Annotated in this window: 22 protein-coding genes; 8 read left to right on the plus strand and 14 right to left on the minus strand. The window is 68.3% G+C overall.

The annotated features are described in order from the left end of the window. Window positions 1-108: 108 nt before the first annotated feature. The 11 genes from ASE89_RS15550 to ASE89_RS15600 all read right to left on the minus strand — a co-directional run bounded on the left by ASE89_RS15550 (window position 109) and on the right by ASE89_RS15600 (window position 9,216). On the minus strand, window positions 109-1,008 hold the full coding sequence (locus ASE89_RS15550; RefSeq protein ID WP_031393856.1) for a hemolysin family protein: 900 nt from the start codon (window positions 1,006-1,008) through the stop codon (window positions 109-111). 8 nt (window positions 1,009-1,016) lie between these two features. Beyond that, complete coding sequence (ybeY, locus tag ASE89_RS15555) at window positions 1,017-1,526, minus strand: rRNA maturation RNase YbeY (RefSeq protein ID WP_031438936.1); 510 nt, start codon at window positions 1,524-1,526, stop codon at window positions 1,017-1,019. A gap of 123 nt (window positions 1,527-1,649) precedes the next feature. Then, a complete protein-coding gene (locus tag ASE89_RS15560) occupies window positions 1,650-2,654 on the minus strand; it encodes a PhoH family protein (RefSeq protein WP_056409148.1) in 1,005 nt (334 codons plus the stop codon). A 419-nt stretch (window positions 2,655-3,073) separates the two neighbouring features. Then, a complete protein-coding gene (gene miaB / locus ASE89_RS15565) occupies window positions 3,074-4,393 on the minus strand; it encodes a tRNA (N6-isopentenyl adenosine(37)-C2)-methylthiotransferase MiaB (protein ID WP_082451590.1) in 1,320 nt (439 codons plus the stop codon). Window positions 4,394-4,679: 286 nt separating this feature from the next. Further along, the gene (locus ASE89_RS15570; protein ID WP_236701821.1) at window positions 4,680-5,204 is read right to left on the minus strand and encodes a lysophospholipid acyltransferase family protein; all 525 of its coding nucleotides are present in this window, start codon (window positions 5,202-5,204) and stop codon (window positions 4,680-4,682) included. Between the two features lie 193 nt (window positions 5,205-5,397). Beyond that, a complete protein-coding gene (locus ASE89_RS15575; protein ID WP_031394622.1) occupies window positions 5,398-5,820 on the minus strand; it encodes a Fur family transcriptional regulator in 423 nt (140 codons plus the stop codon). Between the two features lie 75 nt (window positions 5,821-5,895). Further along, window positions 5,896-6,405 carry a GNAT family N-acetyltransferase gene (locus ASE89_RS15580; RefSeq protein ID WP_056679513.1) on the minus strand — a complete coding sequence of 170 codons (510 nt, stop codon included), beginning with the start codon at window positions 6,403-6,405 and terminating at the stop codon, window positions 5,896-5,898. Next, window positions 6,405-7,037 carry a tRNA (adenosine(37)-N6)-threonylcarbamoyltransferase complex dimerization subunit type 1 TsaB gene (gene tsaB, locus ASE89_RS15585; RefSeq protein WP_056409152.1) on the minus strand — a complete coding sequence of 211 codons (633 nt, stop codon included), beginning with the start codon at window positions 7,035-7,037 and terminating at the stop codon, window positions 6,405-6,407. Before tsaB ends, ASE89_RS15580 begins: the two co-directional genes overlap by 1 nt. Before the next feature lie 39 nt (window positions 7,038-7,076). Beyond that, window positions 7,077-7,676: a malonic semialdehyde reductase gene (locus tag ASE89_RS15590; protein ID WP_056679515.1), complete on the minus strand. Its 600-nt coding sequence runs from the start codon at window positions 7,674-7,676 to the stop codon at window positions 7,077-7,079. After that, entirely contained in the window at window positions 7,676-8,248 is a 573-nt protein-coding gene (locus ASE89_RS15595; RefSeq protein WP_031396534.1) for a NifU family protein, read from the minus strand. The genes ASE89_RS15590 and ASE89_RS15595 overlap by 1 nt, the downstream gene beginning before the upstream one ends. 89 nt (window positions 8,249-8,337) lie before the next feature. Further along, entirely contained in the window at window positions 8,338-9,216 is an 879-nt protein-coding gene (locus ASE89_RS15600; RefSeq protein ID WP_082451592.1) for an aspartyl/asparaginyl beta-hydroxylase domain-containing protein, read from the minus strand. Between the two features lie 153 nt (window positions 9,217-9,369). On the opposite strand from ASE89_RS15600, the gene ASE89_RS15605 reads away from it, so the two are divergent. Continuing rightward, on the plus strand, window positions 9,370-12,339 hold the full coding sequence (locus ASE89_RS15605; protein WP_056679518.1) for a M16 family metallopeptidase: 2,970 nt from the start codon (window positions 9,370-9,372) through the stop codon (window positions 12,337-12,339). Between the two features lie 151 nt (window positions 12,340-12,490). Continuing rightward, entirely contained in the window at window positions 12,491-12,976 is a 486-nt protein-coding gene (locus ASE89_RS15610) for a hypothetical protein (protein ID WP_056679521.1), read from the plus strand. Window positions 12,977-13,011: 35 nt separating this feature from the next. Here the strand turns inward: ASE89_RS15610 and ASE89_RS15615 are convergent, their stop codons facing one another. The 3 genes from ASE89_RS15615 to ASE89_RS15625 form a co-directional block, all read right to left on the minus strand. Beyond that, complete coding sequence (locus ASE89_RS15615; RefSeq protein ID WP_056679524.1) at window positions 13,012-14,802, minus strand: AMP-dependent synthetase/ligase; 1,791 nt, start codon at window positions 14,800-14,802, stop codon at window positions 13,012-13,014. 185 nt (window positions 14,803-14,987) lie between these two features. Further along, window positions 14,988-16,736: a gamma-glutamyltransferase gene (ggt, locus tag ASE89_RS15620; protein ID WP_056680765.1), complete on the minus strand. Its 1,749-nt coding sequence runs from the start codon at window positions 16,734-16,736 to the stop codon at window positions 14,988-14,990. A gap of 91 nt (window positions 16,737-16,827) precedes the next feature. Continuing rightward, entirely contained in the window at window positions 16,828-17,859 is a 1,032-nt protein-coding gene (locus ASE89_RS15625; protein WP_056679526.1) for a quinone-dependent dihydroorotate dehydrogenase, read from the minus strand. A gap of 235 nt (window positions 17,860-18,094) precedes the next feature. Between ASE89_RS15625 and ASE89_RS15630 the strand changes: the two genes are divergently transcribed. The 6 genes from ASE89_RS15630 (at window position 18,095) to ASE89_RS15655 (ending at window position 23,923) form a co-directional block, all read left to right on the plus strand. Next, window positions 18,095-18,523 (plus strand): SUF system Fe-S cluster assembly regulator, encoded by a 429-nt coding sequence (locus ASE89_RS15630; RefSeq protein WP_031441060.1) that lies wholly within the window; start codon window positions 18,095-18,097, stop codon window positions 18,521-18,523. Between the two features lie 124 nt (window positions 18,524-18,647). Further along, window positions 18,648-20,138 (plus strand): Fe-S cluster assembly protein SufB, encoded by a 1,491-nt coding sequence (gene sufB / locus ASE89_RS15635; protein ID WP_056680768.1) that lies wholly within the window; start codon window positions 18,648-18,650, stop codon window positions 20,136-20,138. Window positions 20,139-20,234: 96 nt separating this feature from the next. After that, a complete protein-coding gene (gene sufC, locus ASE89_RS15640) occupies window positions 20,235-20,978 on the plus strand; it encodes a Fe-S cluster assembly ATPase SufC (RefSeq protein ID WP_056679531.1) in 744 nt (247 codons plus the stop codon). A gap of 199 nt (window positions 20,979-21,177) precedes the next feature. After that, entirely contained in the window at window positions 21,178-22,254 is a 1,077-nt protein-coding gene (locus ASE89_RS15645) for a SufD family Fe-S cluster assembly protein (protein ID WP_056680770.1), read from the plus strand. A gap of 2 nt (window positions 22,255-22,256) precedes the next feature. Then, window positions 22,257-23,465 carry a cysteine desulfurase gene (locus tag ASE89_RS15650; RefSeq protein ID WP_197979426.1) on the plus strand — a complete coding sequence of 403 codons (1,209 nt, stop codon included), beginning with the start codon at window positions 22,257-22,259 and terminating at the stop codon, window positions 23,463-23,465. After that, window positions 23,462-23,923: an SUF system Fe-S cluster assembly protein gene (locus tag ASE89_RS15655; RefSeq protein WP_031395029.1), complete on the plus strand. Its 462-nt coding sequence runs from the start codon at window positions 23,462-23,464 to the stop codon at window positions 23,921-23,923. Before ASE89_RS15650 ends, ASE89_RS15655 begins: the two co-directional genes overlap by 4 nt. The last annotated feature ends 91 nt before the right edge of the window (window positions 23,924-24,014 follow it).

A 24,014-nucleotide genomic window follows, 5' to 3' on the forward strand; every position in this document is an offset into this window, starting at 1 on the left:
CTGCGTGCTGTCGGACTGTCAGCCAGTATGGGTTCCCGCCTTCGCGGGAATGACGAAGGGGGGCGGGGGGGGGCGGGGCGTGTCGGCCGACGCACCGCCCCCTTCGTGTCAGTCGTCGTCTTCGACCAGCACGACCGGGGGGTGGAGGCGGAGGCGGTTGACGCGGCGTTCGTCGGCTTCGGTGACTTCGAGTTTCCAGCCGCTCGGATGATCGACGCATTCGCCGATCTGCGGGACGTGGCCCGCGAGCAGCGCGGCGAGGCCGCCCAGCGTGTCGATATCACCATCGACCTCGGCGAGCCGCGGGTCGATCAGTTCGGCGGCGTCCTCGAGCTCGGCGCGCGCGTCGACGTCCCAGGCGCCGCCGTCGATCGGCGTCATCAGCACCTGCGGCGCGTCGTCATGCTCGTCCTCGATATCGCCGACGATCTCCTCGATCAGGTCCTCGAAGGTGACGAGGCCCTCGGTGCCTGAATATTCGTCGAGCACGATCGTCAGATGGACGTGCTTCTGCCGCATGTCGGCGAGCAGATCGAGCGCGCCGCGCGACATCGGCGCGTAGAGCGGCTCGCGGATCAGCCCGGCGAGCGTCGTCGGATGCTCGGCGCCGGTCGCGAGGATCGTGAAGACGTCCTTGATATGGACCATGCCGATGATCGTATCGAGATTGTCGCGATAGACCGGCAGGCGGCTGTGGCCGGCCTCGGCGAACAGCTTGACGAGGTCGGCGAACGACGTCTCCTCCTCGACCGCGATGATGTCGGCGCGCGGCACGCCGACGTCGCCTGCGTCCCGCTCGCTGAAATGCAGCAGGTTGCGGACCATCTGGCGTTCGAGCGGGGTGAGATCGCCCTTGGCATCGGGGGCGGGATCGCCCTCGTGCCGGTCGATCGCATCCTCGAGCTGGTCGCGCAGCGATTCGTCGGGGGCGCCGAAGATCAGGCCTTTCAGCCCGCGCCAGATACTGTCGGTACTATCGCCGTTTCCGGCATTGGGGCCATCGGCCATCGTGGTCGTCAGTCCTCTGTGATGAGATAGGGATCGTGGAGCCCGAGCGCGGCGAGCGCGTCGCGTTCGATCTGCTCCATACCCTCCGCCTCGTCGTCGTCCATATGATCATAGCCTAGCAGATGCAGCGTGCCGTGCACCATCAGATGCATCGCATGATCCTCGACCGAGATGCCGCGCTCCGCGGCTTCCGCGACGCAGACGCCGTGCGCGAGGATGATGTCGCCGAGCAGCACCTCGCCATCGTCCGAATTCTGCGCGATCGTCTCGAGCAGATCGGCCTGCACCATCGGGAAGGACAGGACGTTGGTCGGCTTGTCCTTCTGGCGATATTGCTTGTTGAGCGTGTGGACCTCGTCGTCGGACGCGAGCCGGAACGAGATCTCGACCGTGGCGGCGCCGGTGAGCAGCTGGCCGTGCGGGGTGCGTTCGATCGCCGCGGTCGCGGCGCGCTTAGCGAGGCCGTCCCAGTCCTGGTCGGGCCAGGGAGCCTCCGAAGAGAGCGCGATTTCGAGCATGCGGGTCCTTCCGGCGGAAACGTCAGGACGAAATCATTACACAGGTGGCAAAGTTCCGCACCCCTTACGGTATGCGGATGGCCCGGCGGCTATCCCGGCATGTACGGGACAGCCGCGCAGGGGTCAGGCGTCGCTGCCCTCATAGGCTTCGACGACGCGGCCGACGATCGGATGGCGGACGACGTCACCGACGGTGAAGCGGCACATCGAGATGCTCTCGACCCCCTCCAGCCGGCGGACCGCATCGGCCAGACCCGAGGCGGCGACGCCGCCGGGGATGTCGACCTGCTTGGGATCACCGCAGATCACCATCCGGCTGTTCTGACCGAAGCGGGTGAGGAACATCTTCATCTGCGCGGGCGTGGTGTTCTGCGCCTCATCGAGGATCACGAACGCGTCGGCCAGCGTACGGCCGCGCATGAAGGCGATCGGTGCGACCTCGATCTCACCGCTCGCGATGCGGCGTTCGACCTGCTCGGCGGGGAGGCAGTCGTAGAGCGCATCGTACAAGGGGCGGAGATAGGGATCGACCTTCTCCTTCATGTCGCCGGGGAGGAAGCCCAGCCGCTCGCCCGCCTCGACCGCGGGTCGCGACAGGATCAGGCGCTGGACGCTGCCGGTGATGAGCTGCTGGACCGCCTGCGCGACCGCGACATAGGTCTTGCCGGTGCCTGCCGGCCCGAGCGCGAAGATCATGTCGTTGTTGGTCAGTTCGCGCATGTAGTGCGCCTGGGCCGGGGTGCGCGGGACGATCGTCTTCTTGCGCGTGCGGATCATGATGGGCGGGGCAGCGCCGCCGCCGGCATCGGCGCGGATGATCCCTTCGAGGACGGGTTCGTCGGCCATCGCGATCGACGCGTCGACGAGGCCGGTGTCGACATCCTCGCCGCGCTGGATCCGGGCGTAGAGATCGTGGAGCACGTCGCGCGCCTTGGCGACCTGTTCCGCGGTGCCCTCCAGACCAATCTTGTTGCCGCGCGCGGTGATGTACACGCCGAGGCGGTTTTCGAGCGCTACCAGATTCTGGTCGTACTGGCCGAAGAGCCGGACGAGGAGTTGGGGCTTGTCGAACAGCAGTTCGACTCGGGCGCGGTCACCGGACTGGGCGGGAACGGGTTTACGGCTCATGCGGTCCTTTCGGGGGCAGACGTGTCGGATCGGTGATTGGGTATGGTCGGGCCGGCACGCATCACGCCTGGGATGGCGTTCGACCAGAGATGAGCATGGGAGGCCGCGCGTTCAAGCGGCGCCGGGGCGCCTGGCTGGCGATGATTCGAGTCGCGTGGGCGAAGGTGCATCGAGGGAGAGTGTGGCAGGGGATTCGGGTGGGGGACAGCGGTAGTTTTGGTGTGGTGTGCGAAGGTGCGGGGGCGTTGCCTGAAAGCCTCAGCGGGTGGGCGGCGGGCGCGATTTCCATGATCACCATACCACCCCGGCGGAGGCCGGGGCCCAGTTGGGAAGGTCGATGTAACGGGGGATCGTCCGTCGTTATTTCCGTCTCCCAACTGGGCCCCGGCCTTCGCCGGGGTGGAAATCATGGGTGGTCGTCAGGCGGCCTGCGCGATGCGTTCGATGCCGGTCAGCGAGTTGGGGCCGGCCGCCGCAAGCGTTACCTCGACCAGGTCGCCGATCGCGTGGTCGCCGATCAGGTGGACCGATTGCAGCCAGGGCGACTTGCCGATCAGCTGGCCGGGGAGCTTGCCGGGGCGTTCGAGCAGGACGGTGCAGGTGCGGCCGACGGTGGCGGCGTTGAAGGCGTGCTGGTCGCGGTTGAGCGCGGCCTGGAGGCGCTGGAGGCGCTCGTCCATCGCCGCCTCGGGGACCTGCTCGACGATTGCGGCGGCGGGGGTGCCGGGGCGCGGGCTGTATTTGAAGCTGTAGGCCTGCGCATAGCCGACCGCGTCGACGAGGCTCAGCGTGTCCTCGAACTCGGCGTCGGTCTCGCCGGGGAAGCCGACGATGAAGTCGCCCGACAGCGCGATGTCGGGGCGCACCGCGCGGACCCGGTCGAGCAGGCGGAGATAGGAATCGCGGCTGTGGCTGCGGTTCATCGCCTTGAGCACGCGGTCGCTGCCCGCCTGCACGGGGAGGTGGAGGAACGGCATCAGGCTCTCGACGTCGCGGTGCGCGTCGATCAGGCCCTGCGTCATGTCGTTGGGGTGGCTGGTCGTGTAGCGGATCCGCGCGAGGCCTGGGATGCGGTCGAGGTCGCGGATCAGGTCGTGGAGGCCGCGCTCGTCTTCGCTCCAGGCGTTGACGTTCTGGCCGAGCAGCGTGATCTCGCGCGCGCCGGCATCGACCAGCGCCTTCGCCTCGTCGACGATCGCCGCGAAGGGGCGGCTGATCTCGGCGCCGCGGGTGTAGGGGACGACGCAATAGGTGCAGAACTTGTCGCAGCCTTCCTGCACGGTCAGGAACGCCGACGGCGCGACCTTGCGGCGGGTCGGGAGCGCGCCGAACTTCGACAGCAGCGGCATGTCGGTGTCGAGCGACGGCGTGCCCGCCGCGGCCTTTGCGACCAGGTCGGGGAGGTTGTGATAGGCTTGCGGGCCGACGACGACGTCGACCTTGGCGCGGGTGAAGATCTCCTGCCCCTCGGCCTGCGCGACGCAGCCGGCGACCGCGATCATCGGCGTCTTGCCGGTCTTGCGCAGCTGATCCTTGCGCAGGCGGCCGATGTCCGAATAGACTTTTTCGGTGGCGCGCTCGCGGATGTGGCAGGTGTTGAGCACGACGATGTCGGCGTCGACCGCATCGGCCTGGGTCAGCCCGTCGGCGGCCATCAGTTCGGCCATGCGCTCGCCGTCATAAACGTTCATCTGGCAGCCGAACGACTTGACGTGATAGGTCTTGGGTTTCGAGGTCATGCGCGCGCCGTACCAAATTTGTGTGCGTGGGGGGAGGGGCGTTGCTGCTCGTTCGTGAGAGCACGCTGCGATACGCACGATCTGCACCTCCCCGGCGGAGGCCGGGGTCCAGTTGGGGGACGTTGCTGACCGGGGACGGCGCTTCGTTATTGCGGCCTTGCCAACTGGACCCCGGCCTTCGCCGGGGTGGTGTTGGGGGCGGGGTGAGGGCAATGCGCGCCCCCCTTGTTCTCCCGCGAAGGCGGGAGTCCAGGCTGGGTCCCCGCGTTCGCGGGGAAACATAGTCTTAAAGGGCTTCGATACGGCGGCGGGCTTCGGTGGCGATGGCCTTGCGGTTGCCGAAATCGGCGGGGGCGAACGGCTCGGCGAAGTGCAAGGTCGCGACGAAGCTGCCGCGGCGTTTCAGGACGCGGGCGGCGTGGTGCTGGCCGGGTTCGTCGCCGACCCAGGCGAGCTCGTGCGTGGCGGGGCCATAGTCGATGCGGACCGGCTGGACGCGGACGCCGGGCGGGGGCGGGTCGAGCGCGGCGAGCAGCGCGGCCTTGAAGGGGAGGAGCGTGACACCGTCGCCGGTCGTGCCCTCGGGGAACAGCGTGACGGGCCAGTCGCGTGCAAGCGTGTCGCGGAGCTGCGCGATCTGGGCGGTCACCGCCATGCGATCGGCGCGGCTGACGAAGATGGTGGCGTTCAACGTGCAGAGCCAGCCGACCAGCGGTACGCCGCGCAACTCGGCCTTGGCGATGAACGCGGTGCCGGTCGCGCCCGACAGCAGCAGGATGTCGATCCAGCTGAGATGATTGGCGACGAACACCACGTCATGGCGCAGCGGCGTGCCGACGACCCGTCGCCGCGCGCCGACGATCCGGCCGACCAGCCCGAGAAAGCGCGGCGGCCAGGGCGATCGCCGGCCGAACAGCCGCCACAGCCCGTGGACCGGCAGCGCGAGCAGCAGCGCGATCAGCAGCGCCGCGAGCCGCGCGACGAGACGCTTGCGCCCGATCGGATCAGTCCTTGCGGGTCAGCGCGACGCCGTAGAGTTCCATGCGGTGGTCGACGAGCCGGAAGCCGAGCTTCTCGGCGATCGCCTTCTGCAGCTGCTCAAGCTCGGGATCGACGAATTCGATCACCTTGCCGCTCTCGACGTCGATCAGATGGTCGTGATGCGCCTCGGGTGCGGGTTCGTAGCGCGCGCGCCCGTCGCCGAAATCATGGCGGTCGAGGATGCCCGCCTCCTCGAACAGCCGCACGGTGCGATAGACGGTCGCGATCGAGATGCCGGGGTCGATCGCCGAGGCGCGCTCATAGACCTTCTCGACATCGGGATGATCATCCGCTTCCGACAGGACGCGCGCGATGACGCGGCGCTGCTCGGTAATGCGCAGGCCCTTCTCGTTGCAGAGGGCTTCCAGATCGATCTTGCGCGGCATGTGTCATTCCCTTGGTAAACCTCCATGTAGGCGGTTAACGCTGTTGCGAAAAGGGATAGTGACTCGCAATAAGCCTCAGCTGCCGAGCGCGCGCGAATAGGTGTGCGCGTCATGCGCCACCCCCGACCGGCCGCGGTAATAGGCACGGCGTTCGCCGACCTTGGCGAAACCGTGCGCGGTGTAGAGTTCGACCGCCTCATTGCCCGCGCGCACCTCGAGATGCAGCGTGGCGACGTTCGCGGCGATGCAGTCGGCGATCACCGCGCCGACCAGCGCGGTACCGATGCCGCGGCGGCGCGCATCGGTCGCGACCGCGATGAGCAGCAGCTCCGCCTCGTCGAGCACGGTCCGCGTCATCGCGAAGCCCGCGGGGCGATCATCGACAAAGGCGAGGACGAGCTGGATGCCGGGCAGTGCGAGCACACCGAGGCACTGGGTCCGCGTCCACGCCTCGCCATACGCTGGGTCGAACGCGTCGCCCATCAGCGCGTCGACGATCGCGAGGTCGCGCGCGTCGCCCGCACGCAGCACGACCGCGGACGCTGCGTCTTCGTCGGAGGGCGGGGGCACGGCGCGGGTCGCCATCAGCGCGGCACCGCCGGACGGACCGCGGCGGGCTTCGCATCGGGCGCGCGGCCGTAGATCGGGACGGGCGGCAGCGCGGTGAGCGTCTCGGGCAACAGGATCGCGGCGCCTGCATCGGGCAGCGCCTCGGTCAGGTCGAGATCATCGGCGAGCGCGGCGAGCCAGCGCACGCCATTGCCGACCGCGCGCCGCCCCGCAAGCGCCGCGAGCGCCGCGTCGGGCTTCAGCGACACCATGTCGGTGCGCGGCGACAGATCGGCGGCAAAGCACTGCATGAAGACCTCGCCATGCCCGCCCTCTAAAACTACTGCAATATCATCGGTTAAGCGATCGTCGAATCCCGCCGCGGCGACCAAAGGCAGCGACGAGAAGCCGGTGACCGTCGCCGACCAGCCGAGTGCCAGCCCCCGCGCGGCGGCGATGCCGACGCGGACGCCGGTGAAGCTGCCGGGGCCGACATCGACGAGGATGCGGTCGGCGCGGCCGCCGCCGGGGAGCGCGGCGATCATCGGAACGAGCCGTTCGGCATGACCACGTCCGACGACGTCATGCGTCCGCGCGACGATCACGCCGTCATCGGCGAGCGCGACCGAGCAGGCGGCGGTGGACGTCTCTATGATCAGCGTACGCATATCTTTAGTCCCTCTCCCCTCCGGGAAGAGGGCGTCATGTCAGGCGATGCTGTTGAACTTCGCGAAGTCGGGGCGTGGCGACCTGGCGAAGATCGTCGCGGGATCGCCATAGCCGAGCGTCGCGATGAAGTTGGTGCGGACCGCAGGCGTGTCGGCGAAGAACGCGGCATCGACCTTGTCCGCGTCGAACCCCGACATCGGTCCGGTGTCGAGCCCGAGCATCCGCGCGGCGATGATCAAATAGGCGCCCTGCAGCGTCGAATTGCGGAAGGCGGAGGTCGCGCGCAGTTCGGCGCTGCCCGTGAACCAGGACTTCGCATCGGCGTGCGGAAACAGCTCGGGCAGATGCTCGTGGAAGTCGGTGTCCATGCCGATGATCACCGAGACGGGGGCGTTCAGGATCTTGGGCTGGTTCTGCGCGCTGCACGCGTCGGCGAGCTTCTGCTTGGATTCGTCGCTGACGCACCAGACCAGCCGCGCGGGCAGCTGGTTGGCGGACGTCGGGCCCCATTTCATCAGATCCCAGATCGCGTGCAGATCGGCCGTCGCGACCGGGCGGTCGGTATAGCCGTTATAGCTGCGCGCCTCGCGGAAGACCGCGTCGAGGACGGCGTCGGGCTGGGGACCGCGCAGGCTCATCAGACGGCGCGCACTTCGGTGACTTCGGGGACGTAATATTTCAGCAGCTGCTCGATGCCGTTCTTGAGCGTCGCGCTCGACGAGGGGCAGCCGGCGCACGCGCCCTGCAGCTGGAGGAACACCTTGCCCTTGTCGAAGCCGCGATAGACGATGTCGCCGCCGTCATTGGCGACCGCCGGGCGGACGCGCGTCTCGATCAGGTCGCGGATCTGTGCGACGATATCGGCATCGGCGGGGTCATCGGTCAGCACGGTATCATCGGACGGCACCGAGAAGCCAGCGCTCGCGGGGCGGAACAGCGGCATCGCGGCGGAGAAGTGGTCGAGCATGATCGCGAGCACGTCGGGCTTCAGATCCGACCAGGCGACGCCGGGCGCGGCGGTCACCGAGACGAAGTCGCGACCGAAGAACACGCCGGTCACGTCGCCGAGCCGGAAGATCGCGTCGGCGAGCGAACTCGCCTCGGCCTCCTCGGGGGTGGCGAAGTCGCGGGTGCCGGACTCCATGACGGTGCGTCCCGGCAGGAACTTCAACGTCGCGGGGTTCGGGGTGGATTCCGTTTCGATCAGCATGGGGTGCATGTGGCGACGGGGGGCGGAGGGATCAAGCAAACTCTTCTTTGCCGCATCGTACAAGCGGTGCGCGTCGCATGGCGCACGGGTCAGACGTCGAGCTGTTTCACCGCGGCGTTCCAGTCGCCGATGTTGCGGACCGCGTCCTGGACGAAGGCGGAGCGGCGGACGACCTTCAGGAAGGCGTCGGCGATCCACTTGCCCGGATTGCGCAGCGGCCGCTCGAACTGGATGAGCAGGACGACGCGCGTGCCGCTCGTGTCGTTCCAGACCGCGTGGTTGTAGGTGTCGTCGAACACCAGCGTCTCGCCCTCCGACCAGCGCACGGTGCGGTCGTGGACGCGCATCCGGACGTCGCCGTCGCGCGGCACGATCAGGCCGAGGTGACAGGTGATCAGCCCCTTGGTCACGCCGCGATGCTCGGGGATGTGCGTGCCCGGCGCGAGGATCGAGAAGAAGGCGCTGTTGAGGCCGGGGATCTGCGCGACGAGATCGCGCGTGCGCGGGCAGCGCACCAGATTCTCGTCGATCGGATAGCCATAGCCCCAGAGGAAGAACGAGCGCCACTTGTCGATCTCGGCGATCGCGCGGTGATCGGGCGAGATCGTCGCGAGGCTGGGCGAAGCCTCGCCGCGCAGCGCGACCGCGACCGCCTCGTCACGGATATCGCGCCAATGCTCGCGCAGCAGCTGAGTCCAGGCGAAGTCGCGGACGTCGAGCACCGGGTCGTTCGAGACCAGCGACGAGCTTGCGATCAGCCGGTCGAACACGCCGCGCAGATGTTTGCCGACGCGGATGATCAGCGGCCGGCCGGGTTCCGCCGCGAGCGGCGCGCCGGGTCGGGGCGCGCCCGAAATGACCGTCAGATCGGGGGTGCGGTGGGGGGTGCTGCGGGGATCACGACCAGAATTTCGCCACATTGCCGGACCCGTCGCGGTCCCGGTCTTCGCCCTGACTTCGGCTTGCATTCGCACTCCACTCTTCGTCGTTCGCTCGTACCGCGCGCCCGTATTCGCGCTTGCAGGTGATTGAGATAGCGCGGCTATGGGACGAAATGATGGCGCGGCGCGCGCGACGGGCACGGCGCTGGCGGTCGGCGGCCGGGGGCGCTACAGGACGGCATGGCGTTTACCCCCCGCGCGCTCGGCGCTCCCGTCTTTCTGTCGCTCGTGCTGTGCCTAGCGATCCCTGCCATCGGCCAATCGGGGGCGCGGCCCGCGTCCCGCGCCAAACCGCCCGCGGCGGCTCCTGCGGCACCCGTCCAGCCGCAGACCGTGGCGATGCCCGGCGAGGCACCGACGCTGCCGGGGCTGCCCGGCATCGACACGACCGCGTGGCTGTACAAGGGCAGCGACCTCACCCGCGACCCCGAGTGGAAGTTCGGCACGCTGCCCAACGGGTTGCGCTTTGCCGTGCGCAAGAACGGCGTTCCGCCGGGCCAGGTGTCGGTCCGCGTCCGGGTCGATGCCGGGTCGCTGAACGAGAGCGATGCCGAGCGCGGCTATGCGCATTTCATCGAGCATCTGTCGTTCCGCGGGTCGAAATACGTCCCCGACGGCGAGGCCAAGCGCGTCTGGCAGCGGTTCGGCGCGACGTTCGGATCGGACACCAATGCGCAGACCACGCCGGTCTCGACGACGTACAAGCTCGACCTGCCCTCGGCGAGCGAGGCAGGGCTCGACGACAGCCTGAAGATCCTGTCGGGGATGATGGAGCAGCCGGTGCTGACCGATGCGACGGTCACCGCCGAGCGCCCGGTGGTGCTCGCCGAACAGCGCGAGCAGCCAGGACCCCAGGTGCGGATCGGCGATGCGATCCGATCGACCTTCTTCGCCGGCCAGCCGCTGGCGGACCGGTCGCCGATCGGCAGCATCAAGACGCTGGAGGCGGCGACCGGCGCGAGCATCAAGGCGTTCCACGATCGCTGGTACCGGCCCGAGAACACCGTCGTCATCATTTCGGGCGACATGGACCCGGCGCTGTTCGGACGGCTGATCGTCAAGAACTTCGCCGACTGGAAACCGGTCGGCGCGTTCACCGCGGCGCCCGATTTCGGCAAGCCCGATCCCGCCGCCCCCGCCGCGCAGGCGATCGCCGAGCCGTCGCTGCCCGCGGTCGTCACGCTCGGCGTGGTCCGGCCCTGGGTGTACAAGGACGACACCGCGATCATGAACCAGACGCGGCTGGTCGACGTGCTGGCGACGCGGCTGATCAGCCGGCGGCTCGAGACGCGCGCGCGCGCCGGCGGCAGCTATCTCCAGGCGGGGGTGTCGATCGACGACGTGTCGCGGTCGGCGAACCTGACCAGCGTCAACATCGTGCCGATCGGGACCGACTGGGAAGCGGCGCTGAAGGACGTGCGCGCGGTGATCGCCGACGCGCAGACCAACGCGCCGAGCCAGGCCGAGGTCGACCGCGAATATGCCGATTTCGACACGATCATGCGTACCCAGGTCGAGACCGCGCGGGTCGAGGCGGGCGCGCGTCAGGCCGACGACATGGTCGGTGCGCTCGACATCCGCGAGACCGTCGCGGGGCCCGAGACATCGTACAAGATCCTGCAGGACGCCAAGGCGAAGGGCATGTTCACTCCCGCCACGCTGCTCGCGGCGTCGAAGCGGATCTTCGAGGGCACCGCGACGCGCGCGCTGGTCAACACGATCACGGCTGACCCCGCCGCTGTGGCCAAGCTCGAGACCGCGCTGAAGGCCGATGTCTCGGGTCTCGCGGGGCTGCGTCGCCAGCAGAATGCGGTGACGTTCGCCGCGCTGCCGCCGCTGGGCAAGCCCGGCGTCGTGGCGTCGCGCGAAAAGATCGCCGCGTTCGACATGGAGCAGGTGACCTATGCCAATGGCACCCGCCTGCTGCTGTTCCCCAATACGGGCGAGACCGGCCGTGTCTATGTCCGCGTCCGGTTCGGTCGCGGTTACAGCGCGATCCCGGCGAACAAGCCGAGTCCGGCCTGGGCGGGCGACCTCGCGCTGGTCGCGGGCGGGATCGGCAAGCTCGACCAGGGCGATCTCGACCAGCTGACCGCCGGGCGTCGTATCGGCCTCGACTTCGGGATCGACGACGATGCGTTCACGCTGGGCGCGCTGACCTCGCCTGCGGATTATGCCGACCAGCTGACGCTGATGGCCGCCAAGCTCGCTTTCCCGGCATGGGATGCGGCCCCGGTCGCGCGGGCGCGGGTCGCGGCGCTGGCGGCGTTTGCGGGCTATGAGTCGTCGCCCGACGGCGTGCTGTCGCGCGATCTGGAGAAGCTGTTGCGCGCGGGCGATCCGCGCTGGGGCACGCCGTCGCGCGAGTCGGTCGAGGCACTCAACGCCAAGGACTTCCGCAAGTTCTGGGAGCCGCTGCTCAAGACCGGACCGATCGAGGTGTCGGTGTTCGGCGACGTGAAGAGCGAGGAGGCGATCGCCGCGGTCGCCAAGAGCTTCGGTGCGATCAGTGCGCGCTCCGCGTCGACCGCGGTGGCGGCGCCGGTGCGCTTCCCCGCGCATGTCGCGACCCCGGTGATGCGCACGCATACCGGCCCGCAGAACCAGGCGGCGGCGGTCATCGCTTGGCCGACCGGCGGCGGGATCGAGGCGATCACCGAGAGCCGTCGCCTCGACGTGCTCGCGCAGGTGTTCGCCGACCGGCTGTTCGAGCGGCTCCGCCAGGCGGCGGGCGCGAGCTACAGCCCGAACGTGCAGAGCCAGTGGCCGACCGGGATGAACAGCGGCGGTCGCCTCGTCGCGATCGGCCAGGTCGCGCCGGAAAAGGTCGCGTTCTTCTTCGAGACCGCGCGCAAGATCGCCGCCGAACTGGTCTCGACGCCGATCGCGGATGACGAGCTGCAGCGGATCAAGCGGCCGATGGGGCAGTATATCATGCGCGCCTCGACCGGGAACCAGTTCTGGATGCAGCAGCTCGGCGGGGCGACCTATGATCCGCGACGGATCGACGCGACCAAGCGGATCGCCGAGGATCTGGTGTCGACGACGCCCGCCGACCTGCAGGCGGTCGCGGCGAAATATCTGCGCCCCGACCGCGACTGGACGATGGCGGTGGTGCCCGCCGCGGCGCCCAAGCCGGCTGCGAAATAAACGGACCGGGAGGGCGCGTGCCGGTCGGTGCGTGCCCTTCGCCGAAGAAAATTCTCTCGCGCAACGTCGGGCGGCGGGGATCGATCCGCACCACCGGATCGATCGTCATGCCGCGGGCGTTTGAACCTGATTCATACCCGGGAGTGTATTGATGAAGAAGACGTGGTTAGCGCTGGCGGTTGCCGGCGGGTTGGGCGTGTCCGCCTGTTCGGGCGCGCCGTCGACCGATGCGGTCGATAACAATGCGATGAGCACTGCGGGCGTATCGCTGCGCAATCTGGGCGAAACCGAAATCGCAGCGCCGGCGCCGCCCGCGCTGACGGTCAAGGGCGACCTGATCCCGACCCCGTCGGATACCGCCTCGCGTTATTTCCTGCTCCGTGAGCGCCGGGCGATCGGCGGCACGGTGATCGCAATCATCCGCCAAGAGCATGCCGGCCGCGTCGCCTATGCCCGCACCGAAGTCGATTGCGAGCGTCGCCTGTTCCACGTGCTGGGCGTCGCGCCGCGCCGGTCGCTGGTCGAGACGAGCATCGCCTATGACGGTCCGTTGCGGCCGATCGCCGGGCTGCCGCTGCGCGAGGAGCTGGCGACCTATGTCTGCAAGCGCAGCAACCTTCCGCTGGGCGCAGCATGAGCAGGTGGGGGGCCCAATAGGGTCCCCCCCGTTCGTCAGCCCTTGAGGTAGAGCGCGTCGAGCCGGTCGCCATAAGCCTGGCGGATGACGTGGCGGCGGATCTTGAGGCTGGGCGTCAGCTGTTCGTTCTCGATCGTGAACGGCCCGTCCGCCAGCACGAAGCGGCGGACGCGTTCGGTGACGGTCAGGTCCTTGTTCACGCGTTCGATCGCGTGGCCCAGCGCGGTCCGGAACTCGCTGTTCTCGGCCAGCCTGCTGAAATTGCACGCATCGCCGTTCGACGCGCACCATTGCTGCGTCCATTCGGGATCGGGCACGATCAGCGCGACCATATAGGGGCGCTTGTCGCCGGCGATCATCGCCTGGACGATCTCGGGCTGGAGCGTCAGCATCCCCTCGATCTTCTGCGGGGCGACATTGTCGCCCTTGTCGTTGATGATCAGGTCCTTCTTGCGGTCGGTGATGCGGATGCGACCCTGCGCGTCGATCTCGCCGACGTCGCCGGTGTGCAGCCATCCGTCCTTCAGCACCTTCGCGGTCTCGGCGTCGTTGCGCCAATAGCCGTGCATGACGAGCTCGCCGCGGACCAGGATCTCGCCATCCTCGGCGATCCGTACCTCGGTATCCTTGAGCGGCGGGCCGACCGAGTCCATCCGCACGCCCGCCTTGGGGCGGTTGCACGAGATGACGGGCGCGGCCTCGGTCTGGCCATAGCCCTGGAGGAAGGTGAGGCCGATCGATTCGAAGAACAGCCCGACCTCCGGATTGAGCGGCGCGCCGCCCGAGATCATCGCCTTCAGCCGGCCGCCGAACTTCTTGGCGATCTTCGGCTTGAACAGCGTCGCGACGGCGGCCTGCGCCGGCCGGTCGATCAGGCGGAGCTTGCCCGCATAGCGCCTGGCGCCGATGTCGAGCGCGCGGGCGAGCAGATAGGCCGACGCGCCGCCCTGTTTCTCGATCGTCTTCGAGATGCGCGTGCGCAGCACCTCGAACAGGCGGGGGACGACGAACATGATCGTCGGGCGCGTTTCCTCGATGTTCGCGGCGAGCTTTTCGAGGCCTTCGGCATAATAGATCTGCCCGCCCAAGGAGATCGGGAAATGCTGGCCGCCGGTATGTTCATAGGCGTGGCTCAAGGGGAGGAACGACAGGAAGACCTCGTCGTCCCAGCCGAAATCCTCCGAGATGACGGCGGCGCAGCCTGCGCAATTGTGCAGGATCGCGCCGTGATGCTGCATCACGCCGCGCGGGGCGCCACCGGTACCCGAGGTGTAGATGATGCAGGCGAGATCGTCGCGGGTGAAGGTCGCGCGCGCCGCCGCAGTCTCGGGCGTGGTCGGGTGCGCGGCGATCAGCGCGTGCCAGTTGTGGAAATCGATCGCGGCGGGGACTCGCATGTCCTCCAGCCCGATCACGATCTGCGCCTGGTTCGAGCGCAGGACCGCGGGGAGCACCGTCTTCGCCAGCTTGGCGGTCGAGACGATGATCGCGCAGGCGCCCGCATTCTCGATGATGTGGAGGTGATCGCGTTCGGTGTTGGTGACATAGGTCGGCACCGTCACGCAGCCCGCGGCCATGATCGCGAGGTCGCTGAGGCACCATTCGGGGCGATTCTCGCTGACCAGCATCACCCGGTCGCCGCGTTTGAGCCCGATCGCGGTGAGCGCCGTGGCGAGGCTCGCCACCTGTCGCGCGGCGTCCGCCCAGCTGGTCGCCACCCAGGCGCCGCTCTGCTTGGTCCAGAGGAACGGCGAGTCGCCCCTCTCCGCGGCGCGCGCGAAGAACATGGTGACGAGGTTGGGAAAGGGTTCGAGCTGGCGGGGCATGGTCTCTCCTGGGGCGCTCTTGCGAGCTGTGTCCCCTCGCGGGGCCGCTCGGTCTTTGGTGCGGTATAGTCTTGTCTCACGGCCTCGTCATGCCTGTGCGCGGACCGCAAAGACTGTTTCCCCGCGAAGGCGGGGACCCAGACTGGGCTCCCGCCTTCGCGGGAGAACAAGGGGGAGCGCCGCCTTTACTCCGGCGCGCGTTGCAGCGCGCCGACGCGCTGAATCTGCGTCACGGTGCCGTCCTGCGCGATTCCGACGCCTTCGCTGCGCGGGTCCGCCGCGCCGACCCAGCGGCCGTTCACGCGCTCGACCGCGTTCGCCTTGAGGCCGAGCGCGGTGACCTGCACCGTCTCGCCCAGTGCCTCGAGCGCGGGGATCATCGCCTCGCGCTCGGTGCCCTTCTCGACCGCGGCGACATGGCCGGGCGCATAGATCAGGCCGAGCGCGATCGAATCCTGCGCGGACAGTTTCCAGTCGATGACGCCGATGATCGCTTTCGCGACCTGCGCGATGATCGTCGAGCCGCCCGCTGCGCCGACCGCGAGCCGGACCTTGCCGTCGGGGCCGTAGACGATCGTCGGCGACATCGAGCTGCGCGGGCGCTTGCCGCCCTCGACGCGGTTGGCGACGAGATAGCCGCCCTTTTCGGGGACGGTGTCGAAGTCGGTGAGCTGGTTGTTGAGCACGGTGCCGTCGACGGTCAGCCCCGAGCCGAAATAGCCCTCGACCGTGGTCGTCACCTCGACGACGTTGCCGCGCGCATCGGCGACCGCGAGGTCGGTGGTGCCGGGGACTTCGCTGACCGGGGCGGATTGCCGGGCCGGGGCGCCGGGGGGCGAGCCGGCGCTGACGCTGGCCATCGTCGTGGTGGGCTGGATCAGTGCCGAGCGTGAGGCGAGATAGGCGGGGTCGAGCATGCCCTTGACCGGCACCGACACGAAATCGGGATCGCCGACATAGAGGTCGCGGTCGGCATAGGCGAGCCGCGAGCTTTCGGCGAACAGGTGCCACGCCTGCGGACTGTCCTTGCCGAGCTTGGCCATGTCGAAGCGTTCGAGCTGTTTCAGGATCATCAGCACGGCGATGCCGCCCGACGAGGGCGGGCCCATGCCGCAGATGCGATGGACGCGGTAGGTGACGCAGACCGGCGCGCGGGTCTTCGCGTCATAGCTGGCGAGGTCGCCGGTCGTCATCTTCGACGGGTTGCGCGCGGCTGTGTTGACCGTGGTGACGATCTTCTGTGCCTCGGGTCCGACATAGAAGCTGTCGGCGCCACGCGCGGCGATCCGCTGGAGCAAGGCGGCCTGGGCGGGGTTCCTGATCATCGCGCCGATCGCGACGGGCGATCCGTCGGGGGCGGAAAAGAGCGTGCGCGTTTCAGGCGTGATGTGGCCGCCATACGCCTTCATCCCGTTGACGAGCCGCGGCGACGCCTTGAAGCCGGTGGTCGCGAGCCGGATCGCGGGGTCGAACAGCCGCGCCCAGGGGAGCCTGCCCGACGCACGGTGCGCGAGCGCCATGCCGCGCAGCGCGCCGGGGACGCCGACGCTGCGACCGCCGGGGACCGCGTCGCGGTGGCTGAGCGGGGTGCCGTCGGCGGCGTAGAACCAGCGTGGATCGGCGGCGGCGGGGGCCTTTTCGCGCGCGTCGATCGTGCTGAGCCCGCCGTTCGCTGCGTGGCTGACCCAGAAGCTGCCGCCGCCGATCCCCGAGCTTTGCGGCTCGACGACGTTGAGCGCGAGCATCGTCGCGATCGCCGCATCGGTCGCGCTGCCGCCTGCGCGCAGGATCTCGACACCCGCGGCGGCGGCGCGGGGGTCGGCGGCGCTGACCATGCCCTGGTCCTTCGCCGGGGCGGGGGTGGGGGCGGTCCGGCGGGCTTCGGCGGTGGCGGTGGGGAGGAGGAGCGCGAGCGCGAGGAGGGGAGTCTTCATCGCGTGCGAACCTAGCGCGGATCGGGTGGGTGGCAAGGCGTCCGCCGCAAACTCGCCGTCATCCCAGCTTTTGCCGGGATGACGAAATGTGTCAGCGGGCGTCGACGCCGATCGCATCGACGATGGTGGCGAAGCCGTCGCGGGCCAGCAGCGCGTCGAGCTCGCGCAGCATCCGTGCGGGGAGGCCGGGGCCTTCATACACCAGCGCCGTGTAGAGCTGGACGAGGCATGCCCCTGCGCGGAGGCGGGCATAGGCTTCCGCACCGCTGCCGATGCCGCCGACCGAGATCAGCGGGATCGCGGCGCCGGTTGCCTTGCGGAAGTCGGCCAGACGCTGGCGGGCGAGGGGGGCGAGCGGGGCGCCGGACAGGCCGCCGGTCTCCGTCGCGTTCGCCGAGCGCAGGCCGGGGCGGCCGATCGTCGTGTTGTTGACGATCAGCGCGTCGATCCGGTTGTCGATCGCGGCGCGGGCGATGTCGTCGATGTCCGCGGGCTCTAGGTCGGGCGCGACCTTGAGGAAGATCGGCGTGGTGCCCTTGGCGGCGGTGCAGGCCGCGAGCAGGTCGCGCAGCGCTGCGCCGTGTTGCAGGTCGCGCAGGCCGGGGGTGTTGGGCGAGCTGATGTTGATCGTGATGTAATCGGCGTGCGGCGCGGCGCGGGTGACGCCGTGGACGTAATCCGCGGTGCGGTCGCTCGCGTCCTTGTTCGCGCCGACATTGATGCCGAGCACGCCCTTGCCGCGGCCGTGCGCCTTCGCCCGGTCGAGCGCCGCGTCGAGGCCGCCATTGTTGAAGCCGAGGCGGTTGATGACCGCGCGGTCTTCGGGGAGGCGGAAGATGCGCGGCTTCGGGTTGCCGGGCTGGGGCAGGGGGGTGAGCGTGCCGATCTCGACGCTGCCGAGCCCGAGCCCGAAGAACCCGTCGATCGCGCGGCCGTCCTTGTCGACGCCGGCGGCGAGGCCGACCGGGTTGGGGAAGGCGATCCCCGCCACGCTGCTCGCAAGCCGCGGGACGGATGGGGCGAGCGGCGTGCCGGCCTTCCCCCAGGCGGCGAGCGCGGCGATCGTCAGGCCATGCGCGCGTTCGGCGTCGAGGCGGAAGAGAAGCGGGTGGTAGAAGGCCATGCGCGCTCTTACCCAGATCGGCTGGAGCGGCCAAACCCTTCTTCCGTCATTCCCGCGCAGGCGGGGAATCCATCCGTCCGCAGGGGCAAAAGGTAGAGTGGATTCCCGCCTCCGCGGGAATGACGAAGTGGACTCAGTTGCGAGTCGTTAGCACTGGCGGACGGGTTGACGCTGCCCGTCGCAAAGCCCATTTGTCAATCGGATCATATCGGTCCGATTGGACTCACAGGCCACCATGCGTCTTTCCAGCCTAGCCGACTATGCGGTCGTGATGATGAGCGCCGCGGCGCGTCATTGCGGTGGTATCGCACGGCTGAACGCGACGCTGCTGAGCGAGGAGACCGGCGTGCCGCTGCCGACCGTGCAGAAGCTGGTCAGCCGCTTGTCGGCCGCGGGGCTGATCGAGAGCACGCGCGGGACCGGCGGCGGGTTTCGCCTGTCGCGGCCGCCCGCGTCGATCTCGCTCGCCGACATCATCGAGGCGGTCGAGGGTCCGATCGCGCTGACCGCGTGCGTCGACGGTGCGGCGCAGGATTGCTGCATCGACCAGACGTGCAAGGTGAAGCCGCACTGGAACGCGGTCAACGGCGCAGTCCGCGGCGCGCTCGCCGGCGTGACGCTCGCCAGCCTTTTGCAAGTCCCGAATTCGCCGGTGCCCGCATGACGCGTGCAGCGACTTACCCCTTTCTCCGCGATCTCTGCGCCTCCGCGCGCACAATCTCGTATTCGCGCAGAGACGCAGAGATCGCAGAGTTTTTAGAGAGCCGCGTTGCGGCGGAGATGGAATGATGGCTACCCGGAACGCAGAGGCCTATGCCGCCGCGAACAAGACGTACGAGTGGGGCTTCTCCTCGGACATCGAACAGGAATTCGCGCCCAAGGGGCTGTCGGAAGACACGGTGCGCTTCATTTCCGCCAAGAAGGGCGAGCCTGCCTGGATGCTCGACTGGCGGCTGAAGGCGTTCGCGCTGTGGCAGACGATGGAGGCGCCCGACTGGTCGAAGCTCAACGTGCCGCCGATCGATTACCAGGACGCCTATTATTACGCCGAGCCCAAGGCGAAGCCGAAGCTGGGGAGCCTCGACGAGGTCGATCCCGAGATCCTGCGCGTTTACGAAAAGCTCGGCATCCCGATCGGCGAGCAGAAGATGCTCGCGGGCGTGGTCGAGGATCCGCTGAACGAGGACGGTACGCCGAAGCGTCGCGTCGCGGTCGACGCGGTGTTCGACAGCGTCTCGGTCGCGACGACGTTCCGCAAGGAATTGGAGGCCGCGGGCGTGATCTTCCGCTCGATCTCCGAGGCGATCAAGGAATATCCCGACTTGGTCCGCAAGTGGCTCGGCAAGGTCGTGCCGCAGCGTGACAATTACTTCGCGACGCTCAATTCGGCGGTCTTCTCCGACGGCACGTTCGTCTACATCCCCGAGGGCGTGCGCTGCCCGATGGAGCTGTCGACCTATTTCCGGATCAATGCCGAGAATACCGGCCAGTTCGAACGCACGCTGATCGTCGCCGACAAGGGCAGTTACGTCTCCTATCTCGAAGGCTGCACCGCGCCGATGCGCGACGAGAACCAGCTGCATGCGGCGGTCGTCGAACTCGTCGTGCTCGACGATGCCGAGATCAAATATTCGACCGTGCAGAACTGGTATCCGGGCGACGAGAACGGCGTCGGCGGGATCTACAATTTCGTCACCAAGCGTGCGCTGTGCCAGGGCAAGAATTCGAAGGTCAGCTGGACCCAGGTCGAGACCGGCAGCGCAATCACGTGGAAATATCCGTCGTGCGTGCTGGCGGGCGATGGCTCGGTCGGCGAATTCTATTCGGTCGCGGTGACGAACAATCGCCAGCAGGCCGATACCGGCACGAAGATGATCCATCTCGGCAAGAACACGCGCTCGACGATCGTGTCGAAGGGGATTTCGGCGGGGCGCTCGGACAACACCTATCGCGGGCTGGTGCGTGTTGCGCCGACCGCGGAGGGCGTGCGCAACTTCACCCAGTGCGACAGCCTGCTGCTCGGCGACCAGTGCGGCGCGCATACCGTGCCGTATATCGAGGTCCGCAACCCGTCCGCGCAGATCGAGCATGAGGCAACGACGTCGAAGATCTCCGAGGACCAGCTGTTCTACGCGATGTCGCGCGGGCTGGATGCGGAGGCGGCGGTCGCGCTGATCGTCAACGGCTTCGCGCGGGAAGTGCTGCAGCAGCTGCCGATGGAGTTCGCGGTCGAAGCGCAAAAGCTGCTGGGGATTTCGCTGGAAGGGTCTGTGGGGTGATCCCCGCCCGTCATCCCGCCGGCGCGGGCATGACGGGACAGCGCTGGCGCAGGACGCGCCGCGGAAATTTAGAGATTTGGAATTGGGCAGAATTCGATGCTGAAAATTGAAAACCTTCATGCCGAGATCTACGGCAAGGAAATCCTCAAGGGGCTCTCGCTCGAGGTGAATGCGGGCGAGGTGCACGCGATCATGGGGCCGAACGGCGCGGGCAAGTCGACGCTGGGCTATGTGCTCGGCGGGCGGCCTGGGTACGAGGTCACGTCTGGCTCGGTGACGTTCGACGGCGTCGACCTGCTCGAGCTCGAGGCGCATGAGCGCGCCGCGGCGGGCGTGTTCCTCGGCTTCCAGTATCCGGTCGAGATCCCCGGCGTGTCGAACGTCCAGTTCCTGCGCGAGGCGTTGAACGCGCAGCGCGCGACGCGGGACGAGAAGGCGCTGTCGGGCGGCGAGTTTTTAAAGCTCGCGCGTGGGCAGGCGGATCTGCTCGGGATGGATTACGACATGCTCAAGCGGCCGGTGAATGTCGGCTTTTCGGGCGGCGAGAAGAAGCGCAACGAGATGGTGCAGATGGGCATCGTCAACCCGAAGTTCGCGATCCTCGACGAGACGGATTCCGGCCTCGACATCGATGCGCTGCGCGTCGTCGGCGACGGCATCAACCGCATCATGCGCGCGCCCGACAAGGCGGTTCTGCTGATCACGCATTACCAGCGGCTGCTCGATTATGTGGAGCCGGACTTCGTCCATGTGCTCGCCGACGGGCGGATCGTCCGCTCGGGCGGCAAGGAACTCGCGCAGCAGCTCGAGAGCGAAGGCTATGTGGGGATCGCCGCATGATCTCCCTTCGTGCCGCAGGCGCAGATAGAAGAAGTCTGGTTCGCGCGGAGGCGCGGAGGCGCGGAGGTGGTGTCGCTTCGGCTGTGCTCCCGCGGGTCTTTACGGGCCGGGAGTTTAGGGCCCTTGCGGGCAAGGCCTCCCTTCTTCTCCGCTTCTCCGCGCCTCCGCGTGAACCCATCTTCTTCTCGAGGAGCGTATGATGGCCGCGGTTATGGAGCTTCCCTCCACGCGCGAGGAGTCGTGGCGCTGGGGTGATCCGGCGGCGATTGCGGCGGCGGCGGGGTTGCCGCGGGGTGAGGCGCCGGCGGGCGCGTGGTTCCTCGAGCTTGAGGGCGCGCGGGCGGTGTTCGTCGATGGCGTGCTGGATGAAGGTCGCAGCGATCTTCGGCATGTCGCGATCGCGCCGCTCGAGGGTGGCACGCATGTGCTGGGCGCGCGGACGACCGGCCATGGCTGGTCGTTACGCGTCGAGGCGCACGCTTCGGCCGAGCTGATCCAGATCGTCCATATCGCGACCGGGGGCGAGAACCATGTTCCCGCCGAGATCGTGCTCGCGGACGGCGCTCAGGCGTCGGTGGTCGAGACCTATGTCGGGACCGGCTGGTCGAACCGGTCGACGCGGATGACGCTGGGCGCGGGCGCGAAGCTGACGCGCGCGGTGCGGTTGCTGCAGACCGCGGGCTTCGTGTCGGTGCGCGACGAGGCGGATGTCGGTGCGGGGGCGAGCCTGATCGTGACGATGCTCGGCGCGGGCGATGCGGGGACGCGGATCGATGGCGCGATCACCGTGTCGGGCGACGATGCGTTTGCCGAATATGGCGGCGCTTTGCTGACGCGGCGCGACCAGCGGCAGGAATGCGCGCTGTCGGTGCGACATGCCGCGCTGAACGGGCAGAGCAAGCAGATCTGGCGCGCGGTCGCGGCGGATACGTCGACCGCGAGCCTTGCGGCGCGCGTCGAGGTGGCGCGCGATGCGCAGAAGACCGACGGCGTCCAGTCGCTGCGCGGGCTGCTGCTCAAACGGACCGCGACGGTCAATCTGAAGCCCGAGCTCGAGATCTTCGCCGACGACGTGAAGTGCGCGCACGGTGCGACGGTCGGCGAACTCGACCAGCGCGCGCTGTTCTACATGCAGAGCCGCGGCATCCCGCATGCCAAGGCGCAGGCGTTGCTGACGCGCGCGTTCGTCGGCGACGCGTTCGCGCAGATCGCGGACGAGACGGTGCGCGATGCGTTTGTCGCGGACGCGGATGCGTGGCTGGAGGCAGCGCTGTGACCCTGACGCTCGAAACGCGCCCGCTCGACCGGGTGTCGGACTTCCCGGCTATCCCCGACGGCTGGGCCTATCTCGATACCGCCGCCACCGCGCAGAAGCCGCAAGCTGTGGTCGACGCGATCACCCGCGCTTATGGCGAGACCTATGCGACCGTGCACCGCGGCGTTTACCAGCGCTCGGCCGACATGACGGTCGCGTACGAGGCGGCGCGGGGGGCGGTGGCGCGGTTCATCGGTGCGGGATCGCCCGACGAGATCGTGTTCGTGCGCGGCGCGACCGAGGCGATCAACCTGGTCGCGACCTGCTGGGCGGGGACCCAGCTGAAGGCGGGCGACCGCATCCTGCTGTCGATGCTCGAGCATCATTCGAACATCGTGCCGTGGCAGATGATCGCCGAGGCGCGCGGTGTCGCGATCGACGTGCTGCCGCTGACCGCGGACCATTGCATCGATCTCGATGCGATGGAGCGGATGATCACGCCCGCGCACAAGCTGGTCGCGCTCGGCCATGTGTCGAACGTGCTCGGCTCGGTGCTCGACGCGAAGCGTGCGACGGAAATCGCGCACTCGGTGGGTGCGAAGATCCTGCTCGACGGCTGCCAGTCGGTGCCGCGGATCGCGGTCGACGTGTCTGCGATCGGCTGCGATTTCTACGTGTTCTCGGGCCACAAGCTGTACGGCCCGACCGGGATCGGCGTGCTGTGGGCAAAGCCCGAGCTGCTCGAGGCGATGCCGCCCTATCAGGGTGGTGGGTCGATGATCGACAAGGTGTCGTTCGCCAAGACCACCTATGCGCCGGCGCCGGGACGGTTCGAGGCGGGGACGCCGCATATCGTCGGCGCGCTCGGGCTGCATGCGGCGATCGACTATGTCGAGAGCATCGGGCTGGCGGCGATCCATGCGCACGAGACCGCGCTGGTGACCGCGACGCGCGAGGCGCTGTCGGGGATCAATTCGGTGCGGCTCTACGGGCCTGCGGACTCGGCCGGGATCGTCTCGTTCACGATCGAAGGGGTTCATCCGCACGACATCGGCACCATATTGGACGAAGAGCGCGTCGCGATCCGGGCGGGCCATCACTGCGCTCAGCCGCTGATGGAGATGCTGGGCGTGGAGGCGACGGCCAGGGCGAGCTTCGGTGTCTATAACGGCCCTGCAGACGTGGATGCGCTGGTGCGCGGTATCGCGCGAGTAACGAGGATATTTGGATGAGCGATCGGTTCGAGATCGAGGAAGTCGAGGCGGTGCAGTCGCCGCCCAAGGCGCGTGTCGTGCTCGACACCGACGGCGATGCGGAGCGCAAGCGCGACTATCTTGCCGGGTTCCTGGCGCAGAAGCCGCAGGTGGACTCGCCCGGCGAACCGGGTGGCGCGGTCTATGACGCGATCATCGACGCGCTGAAGGACATTTACGACCCCGAGATCCCGGTGAACATCTATGACCTGGGGCTGATCTACGGCGTCGAGGTGACCGAGGACGGGCATGCGGTCGTCACGATGACGCTGACCACGCCGAACTGTCCGGTCGCGGAATCGATGCCGATGGAGGTCGAGATGCGCGTCGGTGCGGTGCCGGGTGTCGGGGTGGCCGAGGTAAATCTGGTGTGGGATCCGGCATGGGATCCGCAGAAGATGTCCGACGAGGCGAAGCTCGAATTGGGCATGCTGTGACGACTTGCCCCTCCCCTTCAGGGGAGGGGACGGGGGTGGGGCCTCACCGCGAGCGCGCGATCCGGTCGGGCGGCCCCCCCCCCCCCCCCCC

Origin of the sequence: Sphingomonas sp. Leaf30, assembly GCF_001422525.1 — a bacterium.
In the GTDB taxonomy this organism is placed as follows: domain Bacteria; phylum Pseudomonadota; class Alphaproteobacteria; order Sphingomonadales; family Sphingomonadaceae; genus Sphingomonas; species Sphingomonas aerolata.